Raw genomic sequence first — 22,910 nt, 5'->3', positions numbered from 1 at the left:
AAAAATGGGAAGTCAAAATTTTCAAGTATTGATCGTCGATGATAACGAAATAAATCGCGATATGCTTGCCCGACGCTTGCATAGAAGAGATTTCAATTTATCAATGGCTACAAATGGGCGAGAAGCTTTGTCAATGATTCAGGCTAATCTCTATGATTTGATTTTACTGGACATCATGATGCCTGAATTAGATGGATATGCAGTTCTCAAATTCTTGAAACAGGACTCACGATTGCGCGGTATTCCTGTAATCATGATTTCGGCTCTCGAAGAAATGGATAGCGTCATGAAATGTATGGAAATTGGTGCTGATGACTATCTTACCAAGCCATTTGATCCTGAGATGTTGAAAGCAGCCGTTAATCGTTGTCTGCCTAATGAGGGGCAACAGTTAAATGCGCCAAAAGTTCCCAATAGTCAAGTTTCTGGATTATCTAGTCCAAGTTTTTCAGATTCTAGTAAACAAATATCCGAGTTCAAATTACCTGAAGATACAACCCGTGGCACATCCACTAATTCAATTAGTCTTGATGATGTTGTCCATCGCATTATGCAGACAGGGATGATTAGTCGTAAAGGTTATTTATATTTTAGCAAGGCGATTTTTAATTCTTTATTTGAGAATGCGGGGTTAACCGATCAAGAAGTCTATCAAATTCACTCTGTATTTGACGCAATTCAATCAGGAAGAATTAAGGTAGTTGATTCAAATCTTCCTAGCAAACTTTAATAATTGATGTTACACCCTCACTCCCCAGATTAAAACAATTTATTATTGATGTTACGCGGATAGAATTCCTACGATCATCTAAGTCTAGAGCTTGCCCTGTGGCACAGCCCCTACAAAAATCTAAATTATTGGAGTAGGGGCAATCCCCCCGTGGTTGCCCTGTCGTGCTAGAAACAAGAGATTCATCATCTGAGTTCCACGTAACATCAGTTATTAAACCAAATCACAAAATAGCGTAGCCATTTTGTGATTTTAACATCAGTTCAACGAAAGCGAAAAATGGTAAGAATCCCTAAGCGATTCTCACCATTTTTCGCCATTTGTGGCGTGCTTTGCACGCCGCAAATGGCTATATCGAATTCACGTGATTTTAAAACCATTACTGGGTTTGGTCTTTAATACACAAAAGTGTTGTCACACTTTCGTAAATTGGCATTAGCTAGGACAAATCAAAACCCAAAAGATGAGTGGCGGCGCTTCGCGCCGCCACTCATCTTTTGGGTTTAAGCGCAAAGCGCTGTAAGAAAAACTTGCTTTGTGCTTGCTATGTGTTAACTCGTTTTAATTAGCTCTTGTACCCAAAATACAGCAGTAGCACTGAGAATTGAGATCATCCATTCAATGCCATTTAAAGGAACAGTTGACATCAGATCGCCAAACCAAGGAACTTGCACAAAGGCTATTTGACAAATAGTAATAAAGGATATGCCAAGAATCAGTGGCAAGTTGCTAAATACACTTTGACGAGCGATCGCACAGGCATGAAAAACCTGACTGAAACCAAGGCTGACAAAAGCCATAGATCGCGCTTGGGAAAATAGCGAAGGTTGACCTTGATACTTTAGCCAAAAGACTAGGGAAATGGCGGTAATCGTGGCGGTGACAGTGAGCAAAATGCGGAGGTAATTACTAGGACGCAACATGGTTTGAAAACGATGTGCTGGTTGAGATAGCAGACTCTCATGGGTAGGCTCAAGAGCGAGAGGAAAAGCCACAAGTGGTGTCGCGATCGCCCCGACCCAGATTAATTGCAATGGCGGTATGGAGAATCCTGCGGCGGTATCCATCAAAGTTAGGACTGCCAACGTAAAGGAACTTGTAGCCGTAAGTAAGGCTATGCGTTGCAGCCGATCAAAGGTAGCTCTTCCTTCAAGAATCGCGATCGGTAAATAATGGAAGTCTTCCTTCGGCAAAATTAGTGCTGAACTATCTTGTAATTCTTTGCGACAGGTGCGATCGCAGATTCCGACATCAGCGGCTCTGAGCAGAGGAATATCTTCAATATCATTGCCAATTACGGCAACTGCCTTTAAAGGCTTTTGGCTAGATTTGGAGGCTTCTCTTTGCCATTGGCGAATCCGCTCTTGAGGTGCATCAAAATAACTATGGGTTTCAATACCAATCACTTCACTAAATGCGGCTGCATCATCTTCAGAAGCTCTGATCAGTCCTCTCCACTCAATGCCAGCCCGACTTAAATTGTCAAAGCTCAACACCACATCCGACTCAACTATTGGCACAATTTTAGTTACTCTCGCGATCGCATCTAAGACAGAAGGAAACCGCACCCATATTCTCTGTTTGGCAAGATCGCACATCCCCAATAATTGGACTTGTGTAGCAATGCGTAATAAATTTTGAGGATAGGTGCTAACAATTAAAGCGGCAGCAGTCATCGCATTGATCGTAATTCCGCGTTGCCATGCAAAGCCGACCGCCGTAGTTGTAACTAACAGCAACATCCCAATCCAGACTTGGCGTAGTTGACGTAATTCAGAATGGATAACTGAAAATGGCTTCTCTTTGATTAAAGCTGCTTGTTCTTGGGTGAAACGACTTGTTGCAATCACAATACCTTTCACGGTTCCTGTGGAAATTTCTGTTCCCGCATAGATCATATTGCTGCATTCAAGGGGTGGAGTTTTTTCCTCAAAGGTAAGCTCAGCTCGCTTAGCACAAATTGCTTCACCGCCTAAATTTGTCTGATTTACCAGTAAATCTTCTGATGTCTCTAGTACACGCAAATCCACATTCGGGCGATCGCCTTCTCGCAGCACTAAAATATCACCTAATACCAAATCCCGCGATGGCAGTTCCATCTCTTCACAATCGCGCAATACAATCACTGAATTGGATGGAGCATTTTGACGGCGTTGGGGGCGATCGCGACTGACCTTCTCTTTGGTTTTAATAGACCATATGGAAATAATAAGCCCTGTTACGCTATGCAATATCCCTACGGAAATTAGCGCCCATCCTTCAGCTCTATTCCATTGCAAATAAATTGCCGATCCTAATAAAAGATAAGTTAAAGGATTGATTAAAGGTTGTAAGAGAACCTTGCCGATGGGACGCGATCGCGGTAGTTTATTGGCTCCCAAATACCGCAATCTTTGCCGCGCATTTACATATGATAAACCTCCCATCGAAGATTCCAAAGCTGCCAATACTTGCTCTACGTCCATGTAGTGCCAAGGTTTTTGAATATCCGATAGAAAGTCAAATTTTGTCATAGTTTGATTTTGGGGCTTCCTTAATCTAGATGTGGCTATTATAGAGTGGAGATTTGAGTTTTTAAAATTTGCTAGCAATCACGATATATCGCTTATGGAGTTTAGGATGTGTAGCGTGAAGCGCCACCCATCCTAAACTTAAAATTCCACCATCTTTAGTAATACTAGAATTACACAATACTTACAGTTTATTGAGGTTTTAAGTAGTACAGAAATAATTTTGAAAGCGGCACGGATTCGTGCCGCTTTCAAAATTATTTCTAGTTTTTTAAATCAGCGAAAAGCTCTGTAGATGGCAAATGCGATAAACATCTTTCCACCATTAGACTTTGCTACAATTCTGTCATGCGTAATAGAGGACTTAAATTATGACTTTAGCTACAGCTAGCCCCTCTACCTTAATGACCATAGAAGGGTATCTCAACTATAACGATGGGACAGATACACGCTATGAGCTAGTCAACGGAGAATTAGTCAAAATGCCCACCGAATCGCCTCTAAATTGCCAGATTGCGAAATTGCTAATGTTTGAATTGGCAAAATATTTTCCAATTTCACTAATTTGCCATAAAGACATAGAGCTTGTAGTTAGTGGTAGAAGGGCAAAGGTCAGACTCCCTGATTTAGTTGTACTCAGTGAAGATGGTTATGTGGCGATAACTGGTCAACGCAGTAATACGATCACCCAAGAAATGCCAGCACCTGTTTTGGTGGTCGAAGTTGTTTCCCCTGGGCAGGAGAATCGCGATCGCGACTATCGCTATAAGCGTACAGAGTATGCAGCTAGAGGCATTAACGAATATTGGATTATCGATCCTGAAATGCGCCAAATTACCATATGCCTATGGGTGGAAGGGCAATATGAGGACAAGATTTATACAGGTGAAATGCAAATTTCATCAACAGTAGTTGAGGGCTTTGCTCTAACTGTCGAGCAAGTTTTAGCGTTTGGAGCATAAAAAAGCGGTGCAATACACCGCTTTTTTATTGAGATTATTTGAGAATGTCTTTTAACGTACTGACGACTCGCTCCTGTTGCTCTGCGCTTAGTTCAGGAAACATTGGTAAAGATAGTACGCGATCGCAGATATCTTCGGTAACAGGGAAATCACCTTTTTTATAGCCAAGATGCTTGTAGACCGATTGCAAATGTAAGGGCAAAGGGTAGTAAATCATCGTAATGATATTTTGCTCTCGCAGTTGTGTCTGTACATAATCTCGCTTGCCTGATCCAATACAAACTGTATATTGATTCCAGACACTGCCTGTGCAATGGTGAGGAGTTACAAGATGAGGAATATTTGCCTCCTTGAGCAAATCTGTATAGCGATCGCTAATTTCGCGACGTTGATCGTTCCACTTGTCGAGATAGGGTAATTTCACTTGCAAGAGAGCCGCCTGTAATGAATCCAGACGAGAGTTCATGCCGATATATTCGTGGTAATAGCGCTTAGGACTACCATGTTCACGCAAAATTTTTAATTTCTCAGCAACTTCAGCACTTTTGGTTGTCATCATGCCACCATCACCACAGCCACCGAGATTTTTGGTTGGATAAAAACTAAAACAACCGATATCCCCAATATTTCCTACTTTCTGGCCGTTGAAAGTTGCACCTGTTGCTTGAGCGCAGTCTTCGATCACATAAAGATTATGCTTTTGGGCGATCGCCATCAAACTCGTCATATCAACCGATCGTCCAAACAAATGTACAGGCATGATTGCTCTGGTGCGATCAGTGATGGCGGCTTCGATGAGATCCATATTGATATTGAAACTATGTGCTTCTATATCCACAAATACTGGTTTTGCCCCAGTCATGCTGATCGTTTCCGCACTCGCAAAAAAAGTAAATGGTGAAGTAATTACTTCATCGCCCTCCCCAATATCCAAGGCTCGCATTGCTAAATACAGAGCATCAGTACCTGAGTTGCAAGCAATACCATAATCAGAGCCAATATAATTGGCAAACTCATTCTCAAACTGACTTACAGTCTGTCCGCCAATGTATTGCCCTGATGCTAGTACTTCTAAGGCAGCTTTGTTGAGGCGATCGCCAATTTGTTGATACTGCTGCGATACATCAAAGGGAGGAATTTTATTCACGTTGAAACGATTCTAGATTGCCTCAACTATTTTAAACGCGATCGCCATTGCTTGTTATCAAAAAAAAGACAAGGGGCTTAAGCCCCTTGTTGTAATTATTTCTTTTCGTGACGTGCGTAGTCATCTTGGAAGCGAATAATGTCATCTTCACCCAAGTACTCGCCATTCTGTACCTCGATCAGGATCAAAGGGATGACCCCCGGATTTTCTAGGCGGTGTGCTGTACATTTAGGTACATAGGTCGATTGATTGGTGCTAATCATCGTTTCTTGGTCGCCACAGGTCACTTTTGCCGTACCTGAAACTACAATCCAATGTTCGCTGCGATGGTGGTGCATTTGCAAACTCAGACGATGCCCTGATTTCACTTCGATGCGCTTGATTTTGTAACCTCGTCCTTCTTCGAGTGTGGTAAAAGAACCCCAAGGACGTTCTACAGTTGGGCCATGGTGTCCATGGATTGATTCCCCATTTAACGCAATGCTGGCGATCGCCGAAGGAGCTTCTTTTACTGGTGACATAACTGCAATTTAGAAAGCTGGTTGGTTATTAGGATAACATTAAGCCCAAGAATCGCGATTGAATTTTATTAGGTTAGATAAGTTATGTCAGAATTCTTGCGCGTGGGTTGTCCTGCTCCAGATTTTGAGGCTGATGCTGTAGTTGATCAGGAATTTACAAAAATTAAGCTTTCTAGTTACCAAAAAAATCAAAAAAACAAATATGTTGTTCTCTTCTTTTATCCCCTAGACTTTACTTTTGTTTGTCCTACAGAAGTAATCGCCTTTAGCGATCGCTATGAAGAGTTTGCCAAACTAAACACTGAAGTAATTGGCATTTCTGTAGATAGTCAATACGCGCATCTAGCTTGGATTCAAACACCGCTTGCGGATGGTGGACTGGGTGGTGACATTAAGTGTCCGCTTGTTTCGGATTTGACCAAGGCGATCGCCACCTCTTTTAATGTGCTTGATCCTATTGCAGGTATAGCTTTACGCGGTTTATTTATCATTGATAAAGCAGGTATTGTGCAACATGCCACCATTAATAATCTTGCCTTTGGACGTAGTATTGACGAAACCCTGCGTACTCTTAAAGCGATTCAGCATACTCAGATCCATGATGATGAAGTTTGTCCTGTGGATTGGCAGCAAGGTATGGCGACCATCAAAGTCAAATAATATAGCAATGTAAGTTTTGCTTAGGACATCAAACCCAAAAGAAGAGTGGCGGCGCTTCGCGCCGCCACTCTTCTTTTGGGTTTTGATTTTTGTCCGAACTATCTCTTGCATTGCTATAGAGATAGCGCAGAGCGCTATCTCTATTATTTGACTTTGGTTAACTACAGTACAAAATATCCTTGTAAAATCGGTTAAGTTTTTCTTAATCAAAACTTAAATTGCACAACTCATCTCCATGGGGGAACCGAATAAGCAATGGCTGAACAAAAAAAAGCTGTTTTAATGATGCACACCGATCAAGCACAAGGGGAATTGTGGCAGACAGCTTTGGCAACTCAGCAATTAGAAGTAATTTGGGAAAATATTTCCTTAGATTTAGTGCAGTATTTAGAAAAATGCGATCGCCAACAGTTACCAGATCTATTGATTATGGACATGGCAATCAAAAGCCCTACTTCCGAGACATTGCAATCATCATCGGTTTGTCAATGGATATCTAAGCAACAAGCTCCGACCAAAGTTGTGTTATTTAATCCTAGACAAGAAAAAATCAAAGATATCGAACATAGTTGGGCTTTGAGACGAGGAGCCTCTGATGTGTTACCACGACTATCGCCTGAAAATTTAATGGCTGAAGTTGCCAGAGTAACAGCTTTGATTGGCTGTTCCTTGATTTCCCAGCCCTTAGAAAAAATTGCTAAAAGCATAGGAGCTAAAACTGGAGCTACACAACCTAGAGCGAGTGAGTTAGCAGTTAAGTCAGAAGTTGATGCTCTCAAACCAAGTTCAAAATCTGAAACTAAAAATAATTCTAAAGCTAACCAAAAGTCGAATGCTGGGGAAGTAGTTATGTATCGGGGAGTAAGAATTAGGCGATAGAATTATCATAAGTGCTTGTGCAAAAATTACCCAAAACCGTAAAGTTGCGCCCCTGCGGGGTGCAACTTTACGGTTTTGGGTTTTGTAATTGACTATGTTGATCTACCTATGCCTAACAATTTACCGCCGCAAAACTCACAGGAAGCTCAAGACTTTATTTTGTTTGCACAGCATGGCTGGGCGGATACGTACCATGATATTGCTCAATTAGCCCGATCGCTTGCAAACTCAAACACCGTTACCTATACCCCAGATCTAGGCTGGATCAATACTTGGCTAGAGATCGCCCCATTAATTAATAAAGTTGAAAAAGTCGCCCTAGAAGCGATCGCCACACATCCTCAATTACCGTGGCGAATTGTTGCCCATTCGATGGGTGGGCTAATCTGGCTAGAGGTTTTAAATCGCCATCCTGAATGGTTGCCGAAGATCCATAGCCTCTGTTTAGTCGCGTCACCCGTCGGCGGCTCCGATCTCGGCAGATTATTTGATCCATTCCGTTGGTTTCCCTTGATGGCGCGTGACCTTGGCACAAATCGCCGCCCCATTGCCGAAGTGATCGCCTCAAAAATTCCCACGCTTTCTGTTGTTGGTGATATTGGTCATCATACCGATGGCACAGTGCCTGTGGGTTGTTCCCAGTTTGCCCATGCTAGCTTTGTGCGTTTAGAAAATATTCGCCATGCCCCTCTTAAAAATCATCCGAGAGTTGCTGATGCTGTGCGTCAGTTTTGGGGAAATCCTATAATTGCACCGCTCCCAACTGACCCTACATCACAGTTAATCTCTAAACTGCGATCGCTTGATCTCACCGAGACTGATAATCAAAATTTTGCCAAGGCGAAGTTAATTCAAACTGGTTTAGAAGGGACAAAAATCTGGATTTGGACAAATGCTTTGCAGGTTATGCATGTATTTGTCAGTGTGGGCGATCGCTGTGTTTATAGCGCTTACGCTAGTTGGCAAGCCAAAGAAAAACTTGCCATAATGCTCAAAACTTTAATGCTCAAAACTGTATGAGGCGAGCTTTGTTCACATCACAAAGTCTTAGGTTTGATTTCTTCGATTAATTGTAAAATCACCCGACCATCCTCTGCATAGGGGACACTTTGCAAATAGTTTTCCAGATCAATCCTTGCTTCGGTAAAGCGATCTAACTGATAGCAAATTAAACCACGATCGCGCCATTGGGTTGGCACATCAGGATTGAGCATCAGCGATCGCTCGATAGCGGCTAAGGCTTTGTCTGGCTCACGGCGGCGGAGATAGATCAGTTTGAGATTAGTGAGTAACCGATCTAAAATGCGGCGAATACTAACAGGTTCGAGATATTCGGGCTGAAGCGGGATCTCATAGCCATATAGCTGTGTCAACTTGGCAGCACAGTCTTCAGGAAATAAAATTTCGCCCTTATTGTAGGGATCAATGAAAATCTCCAGATCAGGATGCCGAGGACGAATAATAAAATGGGCTGGGAAACTAATTCCATCCATCGGAAATCCAAGGCGATCGCAAATCACCATATAAACCAGTGATAGCGACAGGGGAATACCTAAACGACGCTCTAAAACATCCGTGATGAAACTATTGCGGGGATCGTAATAATCGCCGTCATTGCCACGAAAACCTTGTTCGGCAAATAAATATTGATTAATTTCCTGCACCACCTTGAGCGGGTAATGCATTTTGGCAATTCGTGGTTGCAAATCATCAACCATGCGATCAAAAATTTCTCGATAATAACCGAGATCCATACGAGGATATTCTTCCCATGCGATCGCCAATGCTCCTTCGAGCAAATGGTCAATCGACATGTCTTGATCAGGTGTATGGGCAATTTGCCAAAACTTTTGCCGCGCTGGGGAAAGAGTCAACACTAGATTCGCCTTTTCTTTTTTACTTTATTTTTACTTTTGCCTTTTGCCTTTTGCCTTTTTACTTAACTTAACGTATACACCTGACCACTAAATAGGATGCGCGTAATGCCCTTTTGAACAAGTTTAGGACGGGTGATATGAATCAAATCGCTAGGAAACTTAATCACACGCTGATTGTGATGGGAAAACCGTCTTGCTACCCGATGATTATCAAAAATTGGAATTGTTTTTGACAGTGACTCCTCAGGTGGAATTGCACCGAGATCTTTAAAGTCCTTAAGGGGGCGAGTAATAATTTCGGCAATGCGATCGACAACGATATAGCAAATTAAAGGTAAATCAGCTCTGTCTAGGGGCAAGATTTCAAGGCGATCGCCGATACTATGACCACCACTGAGGTCAGCAAACATTGGTAAGCCAGAATCAGCATCATCTTCATCGGTGAAGTCTTGATCTAGCTCATCCTCATCTAGATCAAGATTATCTTCATCAACCAAGTCATCTTCATCTTCGTCTTCATCGTCCTCTAGATCTTCGTCATCGAGGTCGCTTTCTTCAATATTCAGAGTTTCATCTAGATTGTCATCCATCGCGATCGCCGTTTCATCACCTTGGTCAAAATTTGTTTCACAATCAGGGTTACTAGCTTCAGGAGTTAGTGGCAAATCGTCAGGAATCAAAGCAAGCTGATTTACCTGAAAACCGCCAATATCATAATTGATCCGCGATCCTCTTTTTCCTTCAGCCTTTTTTTGACCTACCAATTGTCGATACTCGTCAGCAGGTATTAGCTCTTGTAGCAGTCGCAAGACCGTACTCGTACTAATGCCAAACTGCTTCGCCAACTGGGTCGTGGTCGCATCGGACTCACGATAGAGGCGAAGTATTTCTTGTTTATCATCCAGCGCAAGTTTAACAGCCATTGATTTGGGATACCCCGAAACCGCATCTACGAACCAATCAATATCTTAACGCTTGAGCGTATGGGTTAGAGTTTTAATAAGTAAACTATTTGCAAAACTATTTGCTGAAGTATGGTTTTCACGAGTAATAATTCCTATGCCAATTAATGAAAAAAGCTCAATCCTAGTTACGGGTGGTACTGGTTCTTTTGGTAAAAAGTTTGTAGAACTGCTTCTCCAAAAATTCCCTAATATTCAGCGTCTAGTCATTTATTCGCGAGATGAATTAAAACAGTTTGAAATGTCTCAACAGTTTTCTGAAACAAAACATTTAGGATTGCGTTATTTCATCGGTGATATTCGCGATGTACGACGCTTAACTCGCGCCTGTGAAGGAATTGATATTGTGGTTCATGCAGCGGCCCTCAAACAAGTCCCTGCTGCTGAGTACAATCCAATCGAGTTTATTCGTACCAATATCTTGGGTTCTGAGAATGTCATTGAAGCTGCTCTAGACTGCGGGGTAAAGAGAGTTGTGGCTTTGTCTACCGATAAGGCGGCGGCTCCGATTAATTTGTATGGGGCGACAAAGTTATGTGCTGACAAGTTGTTCGTTGCAGCTAACAATATCAAGGGTTCACGGGATCTACGTTTTAGTGTGGTGCGTTACGGCAATGTGATGGGTTCAAGAGGATCGGTGATTCCCTTTTTCTTGCAAAAGCGTCATGAAGGAGTTTTACCAATTACTGATCCACAAATGACGCGCTTTAATATCACCCTAGAAGAAGGTGTAAACATGGTGATCTGGGCGATTGAGAATGCTTGGGGTGGCGAGATTTTTGTGCCACGAATTCCGTCCTATCGAATTACCGATGTTGCCACGGCGATCGCCCCTGATTGTGAGCAGCGCATTGTGGGCATTAGAGCGGGAGAAAAAGTGCATGAAGAAATGATTACGACTTCAGATTCTTTTACAACCGTTGATTGCGGTGAATATTTCGCGATCTTGCCAGTGAATGGCGATCTGATTGATCGCTATTGTGAGAGTGGCGCAAAAATGGTTGAGGCTGGCTTTAGCTATAATTCTGGTCAGAATAAGCAATTTTTGAATGTTGATGAATTGAGGGAATTGATTAAAGTCCATGTCGATCAGAGCTTTGCAGTATGACCTCTTATATCCCTTACGGTAGGCAAGATATCAACCAACAAGATATTGATGCAGTAGTAGAGATATTGCATTCTGATTGGTTAACTCAAGGCAAAGCTGTTGAACGTTTTGAACAGACCGTTGCTGATTATTGTGGAGTTAAGTATGCGATCGCTGTTTCTAGTGCTACAGCAGCCTTGCATATTGCTTGCTTAGCCATTGGATTAGGCAAGCAAGATCATCTCTGGACTTCACCAAATACCTTTGTAGCTTCAGCAAATTGTGGGTTATATTGCGGTGCTAAAGTCGATTTTGTGGATATTGATCCCCATACCTATAACTTGAGTATTGACGAATTGACGCACAAGTTAAATGGGGCTGAACAGCAAGGACGGTTGCCTAAAGTTTTAGTACCTGTACATTTTGCGGGACAATCCTGCGAGATGCAGAAAATCTCGGCTTTATCTCAACAATATGGATTTCAGGTACTAGAAGATGCTTCCCATGCGATTGGGGGGAAATATCAAGGCAAAGCGATCGGCTGTTGTGAATTTTCTGATTTAGCCGTATTTAGTTTTCATCCTGTGAAAATAATTACTACAGGTGAGGGGGGAATGGTGTTAACTAATCGTGATGATTTGTATGAAAAATTAATCAGACTGAGATCGCATGGCATCACTCGCAATCCTGATTTAATGCAAGGGGAATCTCATGGCGCATGGTATTACCAGCAACTAGAGCTAGGTTTTAATTACCGCATGACTGATATCCAAGCTGCTTTGGGCTTAAGTCAGATGAAACGTTTGGATGAATTTATTGCTAGAAGGCAGTTTTTAGCACAACGCTATAATCATCTATTAAAAGATTTACCGATTACTTTGCCCTATCAACATCCTGACACCGAATCTAGTTGGCACTTATATGTAATTCGCTTGCATCTTGACAAAATTCATAAAACTCATAGACAGGTATTTGAAGAGTTGCGTCAAGTTGGTATTGGTGTAAATTTGCACTATATTCCAGTCCATACTCAGCCTTATTATCAAAGTATTGGATTTAGGTGGGGGGATTTTCCTAAATCAGAGACATACTATGCCAGCGCTATTAGTATTCCTTTGTATTATGGACTGAACAAAGAAAATCAAAATCGTGTGGTTGACAATTTACGAAAGAGTTTGACTTAATGGAGAGCAAATATTGAGTGACACATTATATGAATTTGACTTTTATAGCTGGGCGCATCAACAATCAGATTTACTGCGTCAGGGGCAGTTTGATCAAGCGGAGACTGATTTACCCGACGAGAACGTCCCTGAGATTTGCCCCTTTATTTTAGAAGAGATCATCAATCAAGATTTCTGTCCAGAACCTAAAAATTAGCGCTTTAATACTGATAATTTAATGAAAGTTATAATTATAAACCAAGCAAGAATGACCTCTACTCGTCTACCTGCCAAAGTAATGAAGCAAGTGTTGGGAAAGCCTTTGCTGGAATATCAAATTGAGAGATTAAAACGAGTTAAATTAGCTGATCAAATTGTCGTAGCGACTACCATCAATGATACTGATCAACCAATTATTGACCTATGCGATCGCCTATCTATTACTAGCTATCGTGGCTCTGAAGATGATGTTTTAGCTCGTTATCATGGAGCAGCGATCGCCCATCAAGCTGATGCTGTAGTTCGAGTTACTTCCGATTGCCCCATAATTGATCCTCAAGTAATCGATCAAGTTATCCAGTTTTATTCAGATGAATATCCTAAATACGACTATGTTTCTAACGGTCTAGAAAGGACTTATCCTCGCGGCATGGATACTGAGATATTTGCTTTCAAGGTCTTAGATGAAGCCTTTTATCAATCAACTGCTCAGTCAGACAGAGAACATGTCACCCCCTTTATTTATCGGCAGCATAATCGGTATAAACTAGGAAAAGTTAAGTACCTCGAGAATCAAGGTGATTATCGATGGACAGTAGATATGCCAGAAGATTTTGAATTAATAAAGAAGATAATTGAAAATTTATATCCATTCAAACCAGATTTCACACTAGAAGATTGCCTTGCTCTACTATTCCAAAATCCTGAGTGGAATATGATTAATAAACATATCAAGCAAAAATAGTATGGAGATTAAGATGGAAGAATACACAACAGAACAAGAAAACTTTTGGGCAGGAATTTTTGGTACTGACTATATTAAGCGAAATAATAGTCAAGAATTGCTCGCATCAAATTTAGCTTTTTTTAGTCGTACTTTATCAAAAGCTGGGACTTTAACATCTTGTATTGAATTTGGGGCGAATATTGGCATGAACTTAAGGGCTATTAAGTTGCTCTACCCAAATATCAAGTTGAGTGCGGTAGAGATTAATCAAGATGCAGCAAGAGAACTCAGTAACTTTATTGGTGATAATTCAGTATTCACGGGTTCAATATTTGACTATCATGTTGAGAAACAATCGGATATAGTTCTAATTAAAGGTGTTCTGATTCATATCAATCCAGATAAGTTAGAAGCTACTTACAAGAAAATATATGATGCATCAAGTCGGAATATTCTCATTTGTGAATATTACAATCCTTCACCAGTTGCTATCCCCTATCGTGGTCATAGCGATCGCCTATTCAAACGTGACTTTGCAGGCGAGATGTTGGATATGTACAAAGATTTAAAGTTGATTGATTACGGATTTGCTTATCATCGAGATCCTGCATTTCCTCAAGACGACATCAACTGGTTTCTAATGGAAAAGAGAGATAAAAATGCTTAAATACTGTACCCGATGTGTAATGCCTTACACAAGACCAGATCTTCATTTAGACGAAGAAGGCGTATGTAATGCTTGTCGGTCTTATGAAAGTAGAAAATTAGTAAATTGGGACTTACGTCGTCAAGAATTACTAACAATTTTAGACCGATATCAAAGCAATGGAAGTAATTGGGATTGTATTGTACCTGTAAGTGGAGGAAAGGATAGTACATATCAGGTGGTTAGAATGCTACAGCTTGGGATGAATCCTCTGTGTGTAACATCTACCACATGCGATCTTTCTGCGATTGGTAGAAAAAATATTGATAACGTTAAGCGTCTCGGTGTTGACTATATGGAGTTTTCCCCAAATCCATTAGTCCGAGTAAAACTTAACCGTATTGGACTAACAGAGGTAGGTGATATTTCATGGCCAGAGCATGTTGGTATATTTACAATTCCTGTTCGTGCTGCTGTGCAGTTTAATGTCCCTCTAATCATTTGGGGGGAAAATTCTCAAAATGAATATGGCGGTCCTGCTGGTGCTGCTGAAAATAATATTCTTACCCGCAGGTGGCTCGAAGAGTTTGGTGGACTATTAGGTTTACGTGTTAGCGATCTATCAACTACATATGCTATTGAGCAAAAGCATTTGTTACCATACCAATATCCAACTGATGAAGAATTACAGAGGGTAGGAGTCACTGGCTTGTTTCTTGGTCATTATATTCCTTGGGATGGACTTTCAAACGCGCTAATTGCTCAAGCTAATGGATTGACAACTTTTGCTCAAGCAGTTGAGGGATCGATGGTAAATTATGAAAACCTTGACAACCATCAAACTGGAATTCATGACTACTTTAAGTTCTTAAAATTTGGATTCGCTCGCTCTACTGATATTGCTTGCCTACATGTACGTAGAGGAAGAATCACCCGTCAAGATGCTTTGGATATAGTCTTAGCAAGAGATGGAAAATTTCCTTGGACTTATCTAGGAAAGCCCTTGAAAGATATTCTCGATCCACTAGATCTATCTATTGATGAATTTATTAAAATCTGCGATCGCTTCACTAATAAAAAAATATTTAAACGCAACACAGCAGGAATGCTAATTAAAGATAAACACGGCAACCTTGAGAAATTGAATAATGATAATTTGTAATTGCTTTTATAGAGTTCTAAAGTCTATACATGTATGAAAGTTGCCGTCATTAACTATGGTATGGGAAACTTGGGTTCAGTTCGACGCTCTCTAGAAAATCTTGGTGCAGATGTTATTGTTGCTGAACACCCCATACAACTATTAGACGTTAACCGCATCATTCTTCCTGGTGTTGGATCTTTTGGCGAAGGAATGAAAAAATTATCTACCAAAGGCTGGATTGAGTCTTTGCAAAAGCAAGTTATAGAAGAAGGTAAGCCTCTTCTTGGAATTTGTCTTGGTATGCAAATGCTCTCTAGCTCGAGTGAAGAAAATGGGCTTAATGAAGGACTCAACTTTATTTCAGGTAAAGTTCTCCGTCTTGATAAATTGGGTTGTAGGCTTCGTATACCCCATGTTGGTTGGAATGAAGTAAATCATCAGGAAAGTACACCTCTATTTAAAAATATACCTCAATCAATAGACTTCTATTTTGTTCATAGTTATGCTTTGATAGCAGATGATACATCTAATGTAATTGCTACTTCAAATTATGATATCTCTATTACATCTTCGGTTAGCAAAAATCATATATTCGGAACGCAATTTCATCCAGAAAAAAGTTCAAAAGCTGGACAGCAAATCTTGAAAAATTTTATTGAGTTTGCATCATGCTGAAAGTCCGTGTGATTCCTACATTACTATGGAAAGACTTCGGTTTAGTCAAAGGGGTCAGTTTTGATAGTTGGCGCAGAATTGGACCGTTACTGCCAGCTATTAAGGTGTATAACTCTCGTGAAGTCGATGAATTAATATTGGTAGATATTATGGCTTCAAGAGAAGGAAATATCCCAGATTATGAATCCTTAGATGATTTTGCAGATGAATGCTTTATTCCATTGACAGTTGGTGGTGGAATTACCAATCTATCTCAAATTATCTCATTACTTAATTCTGGGGCTGATAAAATATCCCTAAATTCAGCGCTTTTTGATAATCCCTGCTTAGTTGATAAAGCATCATATCAGTTTGGGGTACAGTGTATTGTTGTGAGTATAGATGTACGTCGATTAGGTGATCGCTTTATTTGCTTTAGTCATGCAGGGACGCAAAATACTCAACGTGAAACTGTTTCTTGGGCTAGAGAATTAGCCGATCGCGGAGCGGGCGAAATACTTTTAACCTCAATTGATCGCGACGGAACAATGCAGGGATATGACTTAGAATTAATAGAGAAAGTAGTATCTGCGGTTAATATTCCAGTTATCGCTTCAGGTGGTGCTGGTAATTATCAACATATGATCGATGCTGTCAAACAGGCAGGAGCTTCATCTGTAGCCGCAGCTAGCATTTTTCACTTTACTGAGCAAACACCATCTGGCGCAAAAGTAGCCATGAGAGATGAGGGAATTCCCGTGCGTCAGAATTTAAGCTAAAAAAGTGCAACTTAAAATAAATCTCCAAGCTTGGCTTATATCACAGACAAAACTATTAGCAATGAACTGTTCAAACTCGTAGGGACAAATTTCTGGAAAGGTTCGCAATGGTAAATCTATTTCTTGCAGAGTCAAAACGTCTATGACAATCAAAATATGCAAAGTACAAATCTAATTATTCGTGCCGATGCCTCCGCGACTATAGGGACAGGGCATATTATGCGGTGCATAGCGTTAGCGCAAGCGTGGCAAGATCAAGGAGGCAAAGTTGTATTTTTATTAGCCCATAAACCTTCTGTCCTAGAAAATAAATTACGATCGCAGGGAATAGAGGTTAGTTATTTATCAGTTGAGGCTGGCAGCGATGAGGATGCTTATCAGACAGTAGACTTTATTCGACAATTTGCAGCGCAATGGGTGGTTGTGGATGGCTACCATTTTGGAACAGAATATCAAAAAATTATCAAGGATTCTGGGACTAGGTTGCTATTTATTGATGATTTCGGTCATGCAGATCATTACTATGCCGATCTAGTCTTAAATCAAAATATTTCGGCAAATCAAGAGCTATATATCAATCGAGAACCATATACAAAATTGTTATTGGGTACAGAATATACTTTGCTCAGGCGCGAGTTTTGGCAATGGCGAGATTGGCAAAGAGAAGTAAACCCGATCGCTTCTAAAATATTAATAACTTTAGGAGGCAGTGATCCAGACAATGTAACGCTTAAAGTAATTCAAGCTTTGAATCTCTTAAATAAAGATAAATTAGAAACCATTGTGGTAATTGGCGGCAGCAATCCCCATTATGAATGTTTACAGAGAGAAGTCACCGATGCAAGCCTAGCAATCTCTTTACAACGTAATGTTAGTAATATGCCTGAGTTGATGGCTTGGGCTGATCTGGCGATCGCCGCAGGTGGCTCGACAAATTGGGAACTCGCTTTTATGGGCTTGCCCAGTCTGGTAATCACTATTGCTGATAATCAACAAGCGATCGCCGTAGAGCTAGATCGACAAGGCGTGATCATTAATCTGGGTTGGCATCAGGATGTGACCATTGAGCAGATTAGTTTGGTATTGCGGGAATTGATCGGCGATCGCCATAAGCGCGAAGACATGAGCAAAAAAGGACGCAAGTTAGTTGATGGAAACGGCGCGAGTCGCGTTGCGTCGCAAAAATGTTAAATATGTTAGCCTAGTCTTGTATCGGGTTGTATGCAGCCTTTTGGTTACAATCTGAACAAGCTCAATATCAAGCTGAGTAAAGATCCGTATTCACACCAGATTGATGATATTAGTGATTGATATACAATGACTACAACTATAGAAAAAAGCAAAATAAACGACACAAACTGCACTATTCAAGGCGTTAGCTGGGTGCAATTTGAAAGTATAGAAGCATCCTTTTCTGATATTGAAGGTGTAAGGTTTGTTTATTTAGATGGCATATTAGAAATCATGACCTTGAGTTCGGAACATGAGGATGTTAAAAGTACAATTGGATTGCTACTAGAAGCTTATATGCGCCATTTGGGGATTCGCTTTTATAAACGCGGGAGTGCCACTTTAGGTAATAAGGAATTAGGGGGGCGTAAAGAACCTGATGAGTCTTACAATTTTGATATTAAAAAAAATATTCCTGATTTGGTCGTAGAAGTCATTTTAACTAGTGGAAATATTAATGTATTAGATTTATATTTGCGTCTTGGAATTTCCGAGGTTTGGTATTGGGAAGATGGATTATTGAATGTCTATTGTTTAGTCAAGGAAAAACAAATCTATGAAAATTTAAACTCAAGTCAATTTTTTCCTGATTTAAGTCTAAATACTTTCGCAAAGTATATTATTTACTATGATCAGTATGAGGCGATCACTGATTTTATTAAGGAACTTCAGTAAACTATATCAATATGTAATAGAGAGGTCATGAAAATGTTAACTCAAGAGAATTTTTTATCTAAAACGCTCGCAACTTTCCTTCAGCAATTTCCCCGAAAAGGCGATCGCTAGTCTTGAGCAAGTATTAGATGAAAACCGGTTTAGCTAGTCATGAATTTAACTGACAAACAATTAAAGTTAAGAGACGCTAAGTATGAGGATTGCGAACTCTTATGGAAATGGGCTAACGATCCGATATCAAGAGCAGCATCTTTTAGTTCTGATTATATTTTATGGGAAGACCATCTTAAATGGTTTAATGAGAAACTGAATTCTGTTGACTGTTATTATTTTATAGCTGTTAATAAACTAAAACAGCCAGTAGGTCAAATTAGATTTGATATTGATAAGGAACTGCAGGCTTTGGTAAGCATTAGTGTTGATCATAAATACCGTGGTCAAGGTTATGGGAAATTAATTCTGCAAATGGCGATCAGTAAGCTTTTTCAGCATATCTCAGTCATTAAAATTCGAGCGTTAATAAAATCAGGTAATGTTTCATCAATAAAGCTTTTTGAGAGTGGGGGATTTAAAAAGGTAAATTGTATCCCAACTCATTCAGCACTAGAGTACATATATGAAAACAATTGAAATTCAGGGTCAAAAAATTGGGGTGGATTACGTACCCTTTGTAATTGCGGAGATGTCGGGCAATCATAATCAATCCTTAGAAAGAGCATTAGAAATTGTGGAGGCAGCGGCACGATCAGGAGCGCAAGGCTTAAAAATTCAGACCTACACCGCTGACACGATGACCCTTGATCTTAGCGAAGGAGAATTTTTCATTAATGATTCTCAAAGCCTTTGGCAAGGTACTTCTCTTTATAAACTATATCAACAGGCTTATACACCTTGGGAATGGCATGAACCGATCTTTAAACGTTGTAAAGAACTCGGTATTGTCGGCTTTAGTACCCCCTTTGATGCTACTGCAGTTGACTTCCTCGAATCCCTAGATATGCCTTGCTATAAAATCGCTTCCTTTGAGAATACAGATTTACCGTTAATCCGAAAGGTTGCAAGTACTGGTAAGCCGTTAATTATATCGACGGGGATGGCAACGATCGCCGAATTAGATGAAACAGTCAGAACTGCACGGGAAGCAGGTTGTGAGGATCTAATTTTGCTCAAGTGTACTAGCACTTACCCAGCAACACCAGAAAATACCAATATTTTGACAATTCCCCACTTGCGAGACTTGTTTGATGTGCAGGTGGGACTGTCAGATCACACAATGGGAATTGGGGTGGCTGTGGCGAGTGTTGCATTAGGCGCAACGGTAATCGAGAAGCACTTCACCCTAGCCCGTGCTGATGGTGGCGTAGATTCTGCTTTTTCTATGGAGTCAGAAGAAATGCGGCAGTTGGTAATTGAATCGAAACGAGCTTGGCAAGCTCTAGGGAAGATTAGTTACGGCGCAACGGAAGCGGAAAAAAAATCACTAGTATTTAGGCGATCGCTTTACATTTCACAAGACATGAAAGTTGGTGATGTCTTCACGAAAGAGAACTTAAGATCAGTTCGTCCAGGGTTAGGTTTGCCAACTAAATACTATAATATTTTGCTTGGTAAGAAGATTGTAAGGAATGCAAAAGCAGGTCAGCCAATGACTTGGGATTTAATATGAATAAATTGCTTCGTAAGTTACTTTACATATTTAATTCCCAAGAGAAGTGGCAGATTGCTACAATTTTTTTGCTTATGCTGGTGGGGGCAGGATTAGAAACAATAGGAGTTGGATTGATTCCTCCTTTTGTATCCTTATTAGGAAATCCTGAAATTATTGAACAGCAAGAAATACTAAGTTGGCTTTATACCCAACTAGGAGCAAATTCTCATCAGTTATTCTTATTATTAATGAGTCTCATTCTTTTAATTGTTTACCTATTTAAAAATACATACCTAGCTATTCTTACCTATTTTCAGTATCGATTTTTGTATCAAAAGCAGATGTCTCTTTCTGCTCGTCTTTTAAAACTATATTTAAATAGTCCTTATACATTTCACCTTCAACGTAATTCAGCAGAGTTGGTTCGTAATGTTACCTCTGAAGTCCCATTGATTTTTTCAGGGGTACTAATACCAATGCTGATTTTAATTACGGAAATGATGGTGATGGTCTGTATCACAGTTTTACTTCTGATCGCGGAACCATTATCATCAGCGATCGCTGCCATATTTCTATGTGTATCGATATTTTGGCTCAATAAAACCATCCGCAATCAAATGAATGGACAGGGATTAATTCGCCAAGAGCAAAGCAGTCAAATGATTAAATGGGTCAATCAAGGCTTAGGTGGAATTAAAGAAACTAAAGTATTGGGTAGAGAAATGTTCTTTATTGATACTTTTGCAAAAAGTACACAAGCTTATAGTAAAGCCAATCTAATTGTAGGATTAGCAACTCAATTACCTAACCTATTTATAGATACAGTTTTGATTGCATCTGTATTATTAATTGTCATTTTTAGCTTAATTCAAGGTAGACAAATTCAGTCGATTTTACCAATGCTGTCTTTATTTGCGATAGCGGCTGTACGTTTGATGCCTTCTGCTAAGCGTATTATTTCTACAATTACAACTATTCGTTATTCAAAAGACTCCGTTGATGTGATTCATTATGATCTTGTGTCTTTAGAGACCACATCAACTCAAACATCATTAATTAAATCTACTCAAGCCCCGTCACATCTATTCCAAAACTCAATTGAGCTAAAAGATATCAATTACAAGTATCCCAATGCTTCTAAACTTTCGTTACTAGGGATTTCTCTATCAATAACTAAGGGTCAATCGATCGCCTTTGTGGGAGCCTCAGGATCTGGTAAAACTACACTTATTGATGTTCTTTTAGGGTTACTAATCCCTAGCCAAGGTGAAGTACTTGTAGACGGTAAAAATATCCTATCTAATCTTGAAAGCTGGCAGCAAAAAATTGGGTATATTCCTCAAAGCATCTATCTTTCTGACGACACGATTCGCAATAATATCGCCTTTGGTCTGGTCGCTGACGAAATCAAAGAAGAGCAAGTATGGGATGCAATTAGAGCGGCTCAGTTAGAAGAGTTGGTAAATAGCTTGCCAGAACAGCTAAATACTCTGGTGGGTGAGCATGGAATTCGTCTATCAGGAGGTCAGCGTCAGCGCATTGGTATTGCACGGGCTTTGTATCATAATCCTGAAATAATTATCATGGACGAGGCAACTGCCGCACTAGACAATACCACCGAACGAGAGTTTATGCAGGCTTTAGAAGCCATGAGTGGACACAAAACTATGATTATGATTGCTCATCGCTTAAGTACTGTAAAGAACTGTGATCGGCTTTATTTGGTGAAAGAAGGAAAAGTTGTTGACTCAGGAACTTATGAAGAGCTAATTCAAGAAAATTTAGAGTTTAGACAGATAAATATATGAATACCAGAGACAAATATAACTTTGTAAAATCCATAAAGGATGTTTGTAGGATTATTACTCCTAAATCATTTCGCAGACTGGCTAATCGTTACTTTTACTGGAAAAAGTTTGGTTTAGAAGAGATTAAGAACTTAGAACTCAAAGATAAACACATAGGCAAGAGGGCTTTCATTATTGGTAATGGCCCCTCTATTCTTAAGCAAGATTTGACGAGGCTTTCAAATGAAGTTACTTTTGTTCTAAATAGTTTTTTTCATCATCCTCAATATGAACAAATTAATCCTACTTATTTATGCAACTGTGATCCAGTAGCTAATAATATTGATTTTAGAAAAAATTGGTATGAGTTACAGAAAGACAAAACAAAAAATACTATTAAGTTGTTCTCAAAATCTGCACAACTAGTCGATCGTGAGAATAAACTTTTTCAGGAACATTCAGTATACTATCTTCACACTCCTGTCCCATTTCTAAAGCCACTATCTAGTTTAAAGTATTGTCCAACTGATCTAAGTAAGCCTTTATCTAATCACGGGCTTGTTTTTATAGATATTGCACTTTTGTCAGCTTTCTATATGGGTATTAAAGAAATTTATCTCTTGGGAATGGACGGAGGTACTATTAATTCTTTAGAAGACTACTTAAATTACAATTTTTATGGATTAGATCCACTCTTTTCTATGGAGGAACATATTGATTTTTATAATCAATATTTTGTCAATCAGAACCATCAATCTTCTAGAGTAGGACTTTATGAAAAGTCTATTGATTGTATAACTAGAACTTTTAGTAAAGATGATGTCAAAATATTTAATGCCACTTTAAAGGGAGACGAATCTGGATTTGAGCGAATCAAGTTTGAAGATGTTCTAAATTCATAAT

The 22,910-nt window shown here is 39.8% G+C and carries 24 protein-coding genes; 19 read left to right on the top strand and 5 right to left on the bottom strand.

Going from position 1 to position 22,910, the window contains the following annotated elements; translation table 11 throughout:
• Positions 1-4 precede the first annotated feature (4 nt).
• Positions 5-730 (top strand): response regulator, encoded by a 726-nt coding sequence (locus VB775_RS12930; RefSeq protein WP_281005819.1) that lies wholly within the window; start codon positions 5-7, stop codon positions 728-730.
• A 551-nt stretch (positions 731-1,281) separates the two neighbouring features.
• Here VB775_RS12930 and VB775_RS12925 read toward each other — a convergent pair.
• Positions 1,282-3,243, bottom strand: coding sequence for a cation transporting ATPase C-terminal domain-containing protein (locus VB775_RS12925; protein WP_281005820.1), 1,962 nt, complete (start codon positions 3,241-3,243; stop codon positions 1,282-1,284).
• A 368-nt stretch (positions 3,244-3,611) separates the two neighbouring features.
• Between VB775_RS12925 and VB775_RS12920 the strand changes: the two genes are divergently transcribed.
• The gene (locus VB775_RS12920; RefSeq protein ID WP_281005821.1) at positions 3,612-4,202 is read left to right on the top strand and encodes a Uma2 family endonuclease; all 591 of its coding nucleotides are present in this window, start codon (positions 3,612-3,614) and stop codon (positions 4,200-4,202) included.
• A gap of 34 nt (positions 4,203-4,236) precedes the next feature.
• On the opposite strand, the gene VB775_RS12915 is transcribed toward VB775_RS12920, so the two are convergent.
• On the bottom strand, positions 4,237-5,349 hold the full coding sequence (locus VB775_RS12915) for a DegT/DnrJ/EryC1/StrS family aminotransferase (protein WP_281005822.1): 1,113 nt from the start codon (positions 5,347-5,349) through the stop codon (positions 4,237-4,239).
• Between the two features lie 95 nt (positions 5,350-5,444).
• Entirely contained in the window at positions 5,445-5,870 is a 426-nt protein-coding gene (locus VB775_RS12910) for a cupin domain-containing protein (protein ID WP_281005823.1), read from the bottom strand.
• Positions 5,871-5,954: 84 nt separating this feature from the next.
• On the opposite strand from VB775_RS12910, the gene VB775_RS12905 reads away from it, so the two are divergent.
• From VB775_RS12905 to VB775_RS12895, 3 genes are all read left to right on the top strand, one after another.
• Positions 5,955-6,530, top strand: a complete 576-nt coding sequence (locus VB775_RS12905) for a peroxiredoxin (protein ID WP_281005824.1) — start codon at positions 5,955-5,957, stop codon at positions 6,528-6,530.
• Positions 6,531-6,785: 255 nt separating this feature from the next.
• Positions 6,786-7,409 (top strand): response regulator, encoded by a 624-nt coding sequence (locus VB775_RS12900; RefSeq protein WP_281005825.1) that lies wholly within the window; start codon positions 6,786-6,788, stop codon positions 7,407-7,409.
• Between the two features lie 108 nt (positions 7,410-7,517).
• A complete protein-coding gene (locus VB775_RS12895; protein WP_281005826.1) occupies positions 7,518-8,429 on the top strand; it encodes an alpha/beta hydrolase in 912 nt (303 codons plus the stop codon).
• 17 nt (positions 8,430-8,446) lie between these two features.
• Here VB775_RS12895 and VB775_RS12890 read toward each other — a convergent pair whose 3' ends face one another.
• Positions 8,447-9,286, bottom strand: coding sequence for a SirB1 family protein (locus VB775_RS12890; RefSeq protein ID WP_281005827.1), 840 nt, complete (start codon positions 9,284-9,286; stop codon positions 8,447-8,449).
• Positions 9,287-9,348: 62 nt separating this feature from the next.
• Positions 9,349-10,209: a helix-turn-helix domain-containing protein gene (locus VB775_RS12885; protein ID WP_281005828.1), complete on the bottom strand. Its 861-nt coding sequence runs from the start codon at positions 10,207-10,209 to the stop codon at positions 9,349-9,351.
• Between the two features lie 136 nt (positions 10,210-10,345).
• Between VB775_RS12885 and pseB the strand changes: the two genes are divergently transcribed.
• The 14 genes from pseB (at position 10,346) to VB775_RS12815 (ending at position 22,909) form a co-directional block, all read left to right on the top strand.
• A complete protein-coding gene (gene pseB, locus VB775_RS12880) occupies positions 10,346-11,356 on the top strand; it encodes a UDP-N-acetylglucosamine 4,6-dehydratase (inverting) (RefSeq protein ID WP_281005829.1) in 1,011 nt (336 codons plus the stop codon).
• Complete coding sequence (pseC, locus tag VB775_RS12875; RefSeq protein ID WP_281005830.1) at positions 11,353-12,519, top strand: UDP-4-amino-4,6-dideoxy-N-acetyl-beta-L-altrosamine transaminase; 1,167 nt, start codon at positions 11,353-11,355, stop codon at positions 12,517-12,519. The genes pseB and pseC overlap by 4 nt, the downstream gene beginning before the upstream one ends.
• Before the next feature lie 13 nt (positions 12,520-12,532).
• Entirely contained in the window at positions 12,533-12,715 is a 183-nt protein-coding gene (locus VB775_RS12870) for a hypothetical protein (protein ID WP_281005831.1), read from the top strand.
• 21 nt (positions 12,716-12,736) lie between these two features.
• On the top strand, positions 12,737-13,462 hold the full coding sequence (locus VB775_RS12865; protein ID WP_281005832.1) for a glycosyltransferase family protein: 726 nt from the start codon (positions 12,737-12,739) through the stop codon (positions 13,460-13,462).
• 13 nt (positions 13,463-13,475) lie between these two features.
• Complete coding sequence (locus VB775_RS12860) at positions 13,476-14,111, top strand: pseudaminic acid biosynthesis-associated methylase (RefSeq protein WP_281005833.1); 636 nt, start codon at positions 13,476-13,478, stop codon at positions 14,109-14,111.
• Positions 14,104-15,252, top strand: coding sequence for an N-acetyl sugar amidotransferase (locus VB775_RS12855; RefSeq protein WP_281005834.1), 1,149 nt, complete (start codon positions 14,104-14,106; stop codon positions 15,250-15,252). Before VB775_RS12860 ends, VB775_RS12855 begins: the two co-directional genes overlap by 8 nt.
• A 33-nt stretch (positions 15,253-15,285) precedes the next feature.
• Entirely contained in the window at positions 15,286-15,909 is a 624-nt protein-coding gene (hisH, locus tag VB775_RS12850; protein ID WP_281005835.1) for an imidazole glycerol phosphate synthase subunit HisH, read from the top strand.
• Entirely contained in the window at positions 15,903-16,667 is a 765-nt protein-coding gene (gene hisF / locus VB775_RS12845; RefSeq protein ID WP_281005836.1) for an imidazole glycerol phosphate synthase subunit HisF, read from the top strand. Before hisH ends, hisF begins: the two co-directional genes overlap by 7 nt.
• Before the next feature lie 156 nt (positions 16,668-16,823).
• A complete protein-coding gene (pseG, locus tag VB775_RS12840) occupies positions 16,824-17,858 on the top strand; it encodes a UDP-2,4-diacetamido-2,4,6-trideoxy-beta-L-altropyranose hydrolase (protein ID WP_281005837.1) in 1,035 nt (344 codons plus the stop codon).
• A 126-nt stretch (positions 17,859-17,984) separates the two neighbouring features.
• The gene (locus VB775_RS12835; protein ID WP_281005838.1) at positions 17,985-18,572 is read left to right on the top strand and encodes a Uma2 family endonuclease; all 588 of its coding nucleotides are present in this window, start codon (positions 17,985-17,987) and stop codon (positions 18,570-18,572) included.
• A 150-nt stretch (positions 18,573-18,722) separates the two neighbouring features.
• Positions 18,723-19,202, top strand: a complete 480-nt coding sequence (locus VB775_RS12830; RefSeq protein WP_281005839.1) for a GNAT family N-acetyltransferase — start codon at positions 18,723-18,725, stop codon at positions 19,200-19,202.
• Entirely contained in the window at positions 19,189-20,238 is a 1,050-nt protein-coding gene (gene pseI, locus VB775_RS12825) for a pseudaminic acid synthase (RefSeq protein WP_281005840.1), read from the top strand. Before VB775_RS12830 ends, pseI begins: the two co-directional genes overlap by 14 nt.
• Positions 20,235-22,028: an ABC transporter ATP-binding protein gene (locus VB775_RS12820; protein WP_281005841.1), complete on the top strand. Its 1,794-nt coding sequence runs from the start codon at positions 20,235-20,237 to the stop codon at positions 22,026-22,028. The genes pseI and VB775_RS12820 overlap by 4 nt, the downstream gene beginning before the upstream one ends.
• Entirely contained in the window at positions 22,025-22,909 is an 885-nt protein-coding gene (locus VB775_RS12815; protein WP_281005842.1) for a 6-hydroxymethylpterin diphosphokinase MptE-like protein, read from the top strand. The genes VB775_RS12820 and VB775_RS12815 overlap by 4 nt, the downstream gene beginning before the upstream one ends.
• Position 22,910 lies beyond the last annotated feature (1 nt).

This window comes from Pseudanabaena sp. CCNP1317, assembly GCF_034931345.1.
Classification (GTDB): Bacteria; Cyanobacteriota; Cyanobacteriia; order Pseudanabaenales; family Pseudanabaenaceae; genus Pseudanabaena; species Pseudanabaena galeata.
The sequence above is the reverse complement of the archived record's forward strand: the minus strand, read 5'-3'. Positions and strand labels throughout refer to the sequence as shown.

What these genes read in the sequence shown, in the direction of transcription:
- VB775_RS12930 (WP_281005819.1), top strand. Translation starts at nt 5, where the DNA reads ATGGGAAGTCAAAATTTTCAAGTATTGATCGTCGATGATAACGAAATA.
- VB775_RS12925 (WP_281005820.1), bottom strand. Translation starts at nt 3,243, where the DNA reads ATGACAAAATTTGACTTTCTATCGGATATTCAAAAACCTTGGCACTAC.
- VB775_RS12920 (WP_281005821.1), top strand. Translation starts at nt 3,612, where the DNA reads ATGACTTTAGCTACAGCTAGCCCCTCTACCTTAATGACCATAGAAGGG.
- VB775_RS12910 (WP_281005823.1), bottom strand. Translation starts at nt 5,870, where the DNA reads ATGTCACCAGTAAAAGAAGCTCCTTCGGCGATCGCCAGCATTGCGTTA.
- VB775_RS12905 (WP_281005824.1), top strand. Translation starts at nt 5,955, where the DNA reads ATGTCAGAATTCTTGCGCGTGGGTTGTCCTGCTCCAGATTTTGAGGCT.
- VB775_RS12900 (WP_281005825.1), top strand. Translation starts at nt 6,786, where the DNA reads ATGGCTGAACAAAAAAAAGCTGTTTTAATGATGCACACCGATCAAGCA.
- VB775_RS12895 (WP_281005826.1), top strand. Translation starts at nt 7,518, where the DNA reads ATGCCTAACAATTTACCGCCGCAAAACTCACAGGAAGCTCAAGACTTT.
- VB775_RS12885 (WP_281005828.1), bottom strand. Translation starts at nt 10,209, where the DNA reads ATGGCTGTTAAACTTGCGCTGGATGATAAACAAGAAATACTTCGCCTC.
- pseB (WP_281005829.1), top strand. Translation starts at nt 10,346, where the DNA reads ATGCCAATTAATGAAAAAAGCTCAATCCTAGTTACGGGTGGTACTGGT.
- pseC (WP_281005830.1), top strand. Translation starts at nt 11,353, where the DNA reads ATGACCTCTTATATCCCTTACGGTAGGCAAGATATCAACCAACAAGAT.
- VB775_RS12865 (WP_281005832.1), top strand. Translation starts at nt 12,737, where the DNA reads ATGAAAGTTATAATTATAAACCAAGCAAGAATGACCTCTACTCGTCTA.
- VB775_RS12860 (WP_281005833.1), top strand. Translation starts at nt 13,476, where the DNA reads ATGGAAGAATACACAACAGAACAAGAAAACTTTTGGGCAGGAATTTTT.
- VB775_RS12855 (WP_281005834.1), top strand. Translation starts at nt 14,104, where the DNA reads ATGCTTAAATACTGTACCCGATGTGTAATGCCTTACACAAGACCAGAT.
- hisH (WP_281005835.1), top strand. Translation starts at nt 15,286, where the DNA reads ATGAAAGTTGCCGTCATTAACTATGGTATGGGAAACTTGGGTTCAGTT.
- hisF (WP_281005836.1), top strand. Translation starts at nt 15,903, where the DNA reads ATGCTGAAAGTCCGTGTGATTCCTACATTACTATGGAAAGACTTCGGT.
- pseG (WP_281005837.1), top strand. Translation starts at nt 16,824, where the DNA reads ATGCAAAGTACAAATCTAATTATTCGTGCCGATGCCTCCGCGACTATA.
- VB775_RS12835 (WP_281005838.1), top strand. Translation starts at nt 17,985, where the DNA reads ATGACTACAACTATAGAAAAAAGCAAAATAAACGACACAAACTGCACT.
- VB775_RS12830 (WP_281005839.1), top strand. Translation starts at nt 18,723, where the DNA reads ATGAATTTAACTGACAAACAATTAAAGTTAAGAGACGCTAAGTATGAG.
- pseI (WP_281005840.1), top strand. Translation starts at nt 19,189, where the DNA reads ATGAAAACAATTGAAATTCAGGGTCAAAAAATTGGGGTGGATTACGTA.
- VB775_RS12820 (WP_281005841.1), top strand. Translation starts at nt 20,235, where the DNA reads ATGAATAAATTGCTTCGTAAGTTACTTTACATATTTAATTCCCAAGAG.
- VB775_RS12815 (WP_281005842.1), top strand. Translation starts at nt 22,025, where the DNA reads ATGAATACCAGAGACAAATATAACTTTGTAAAATCCATAAAGGATGTT.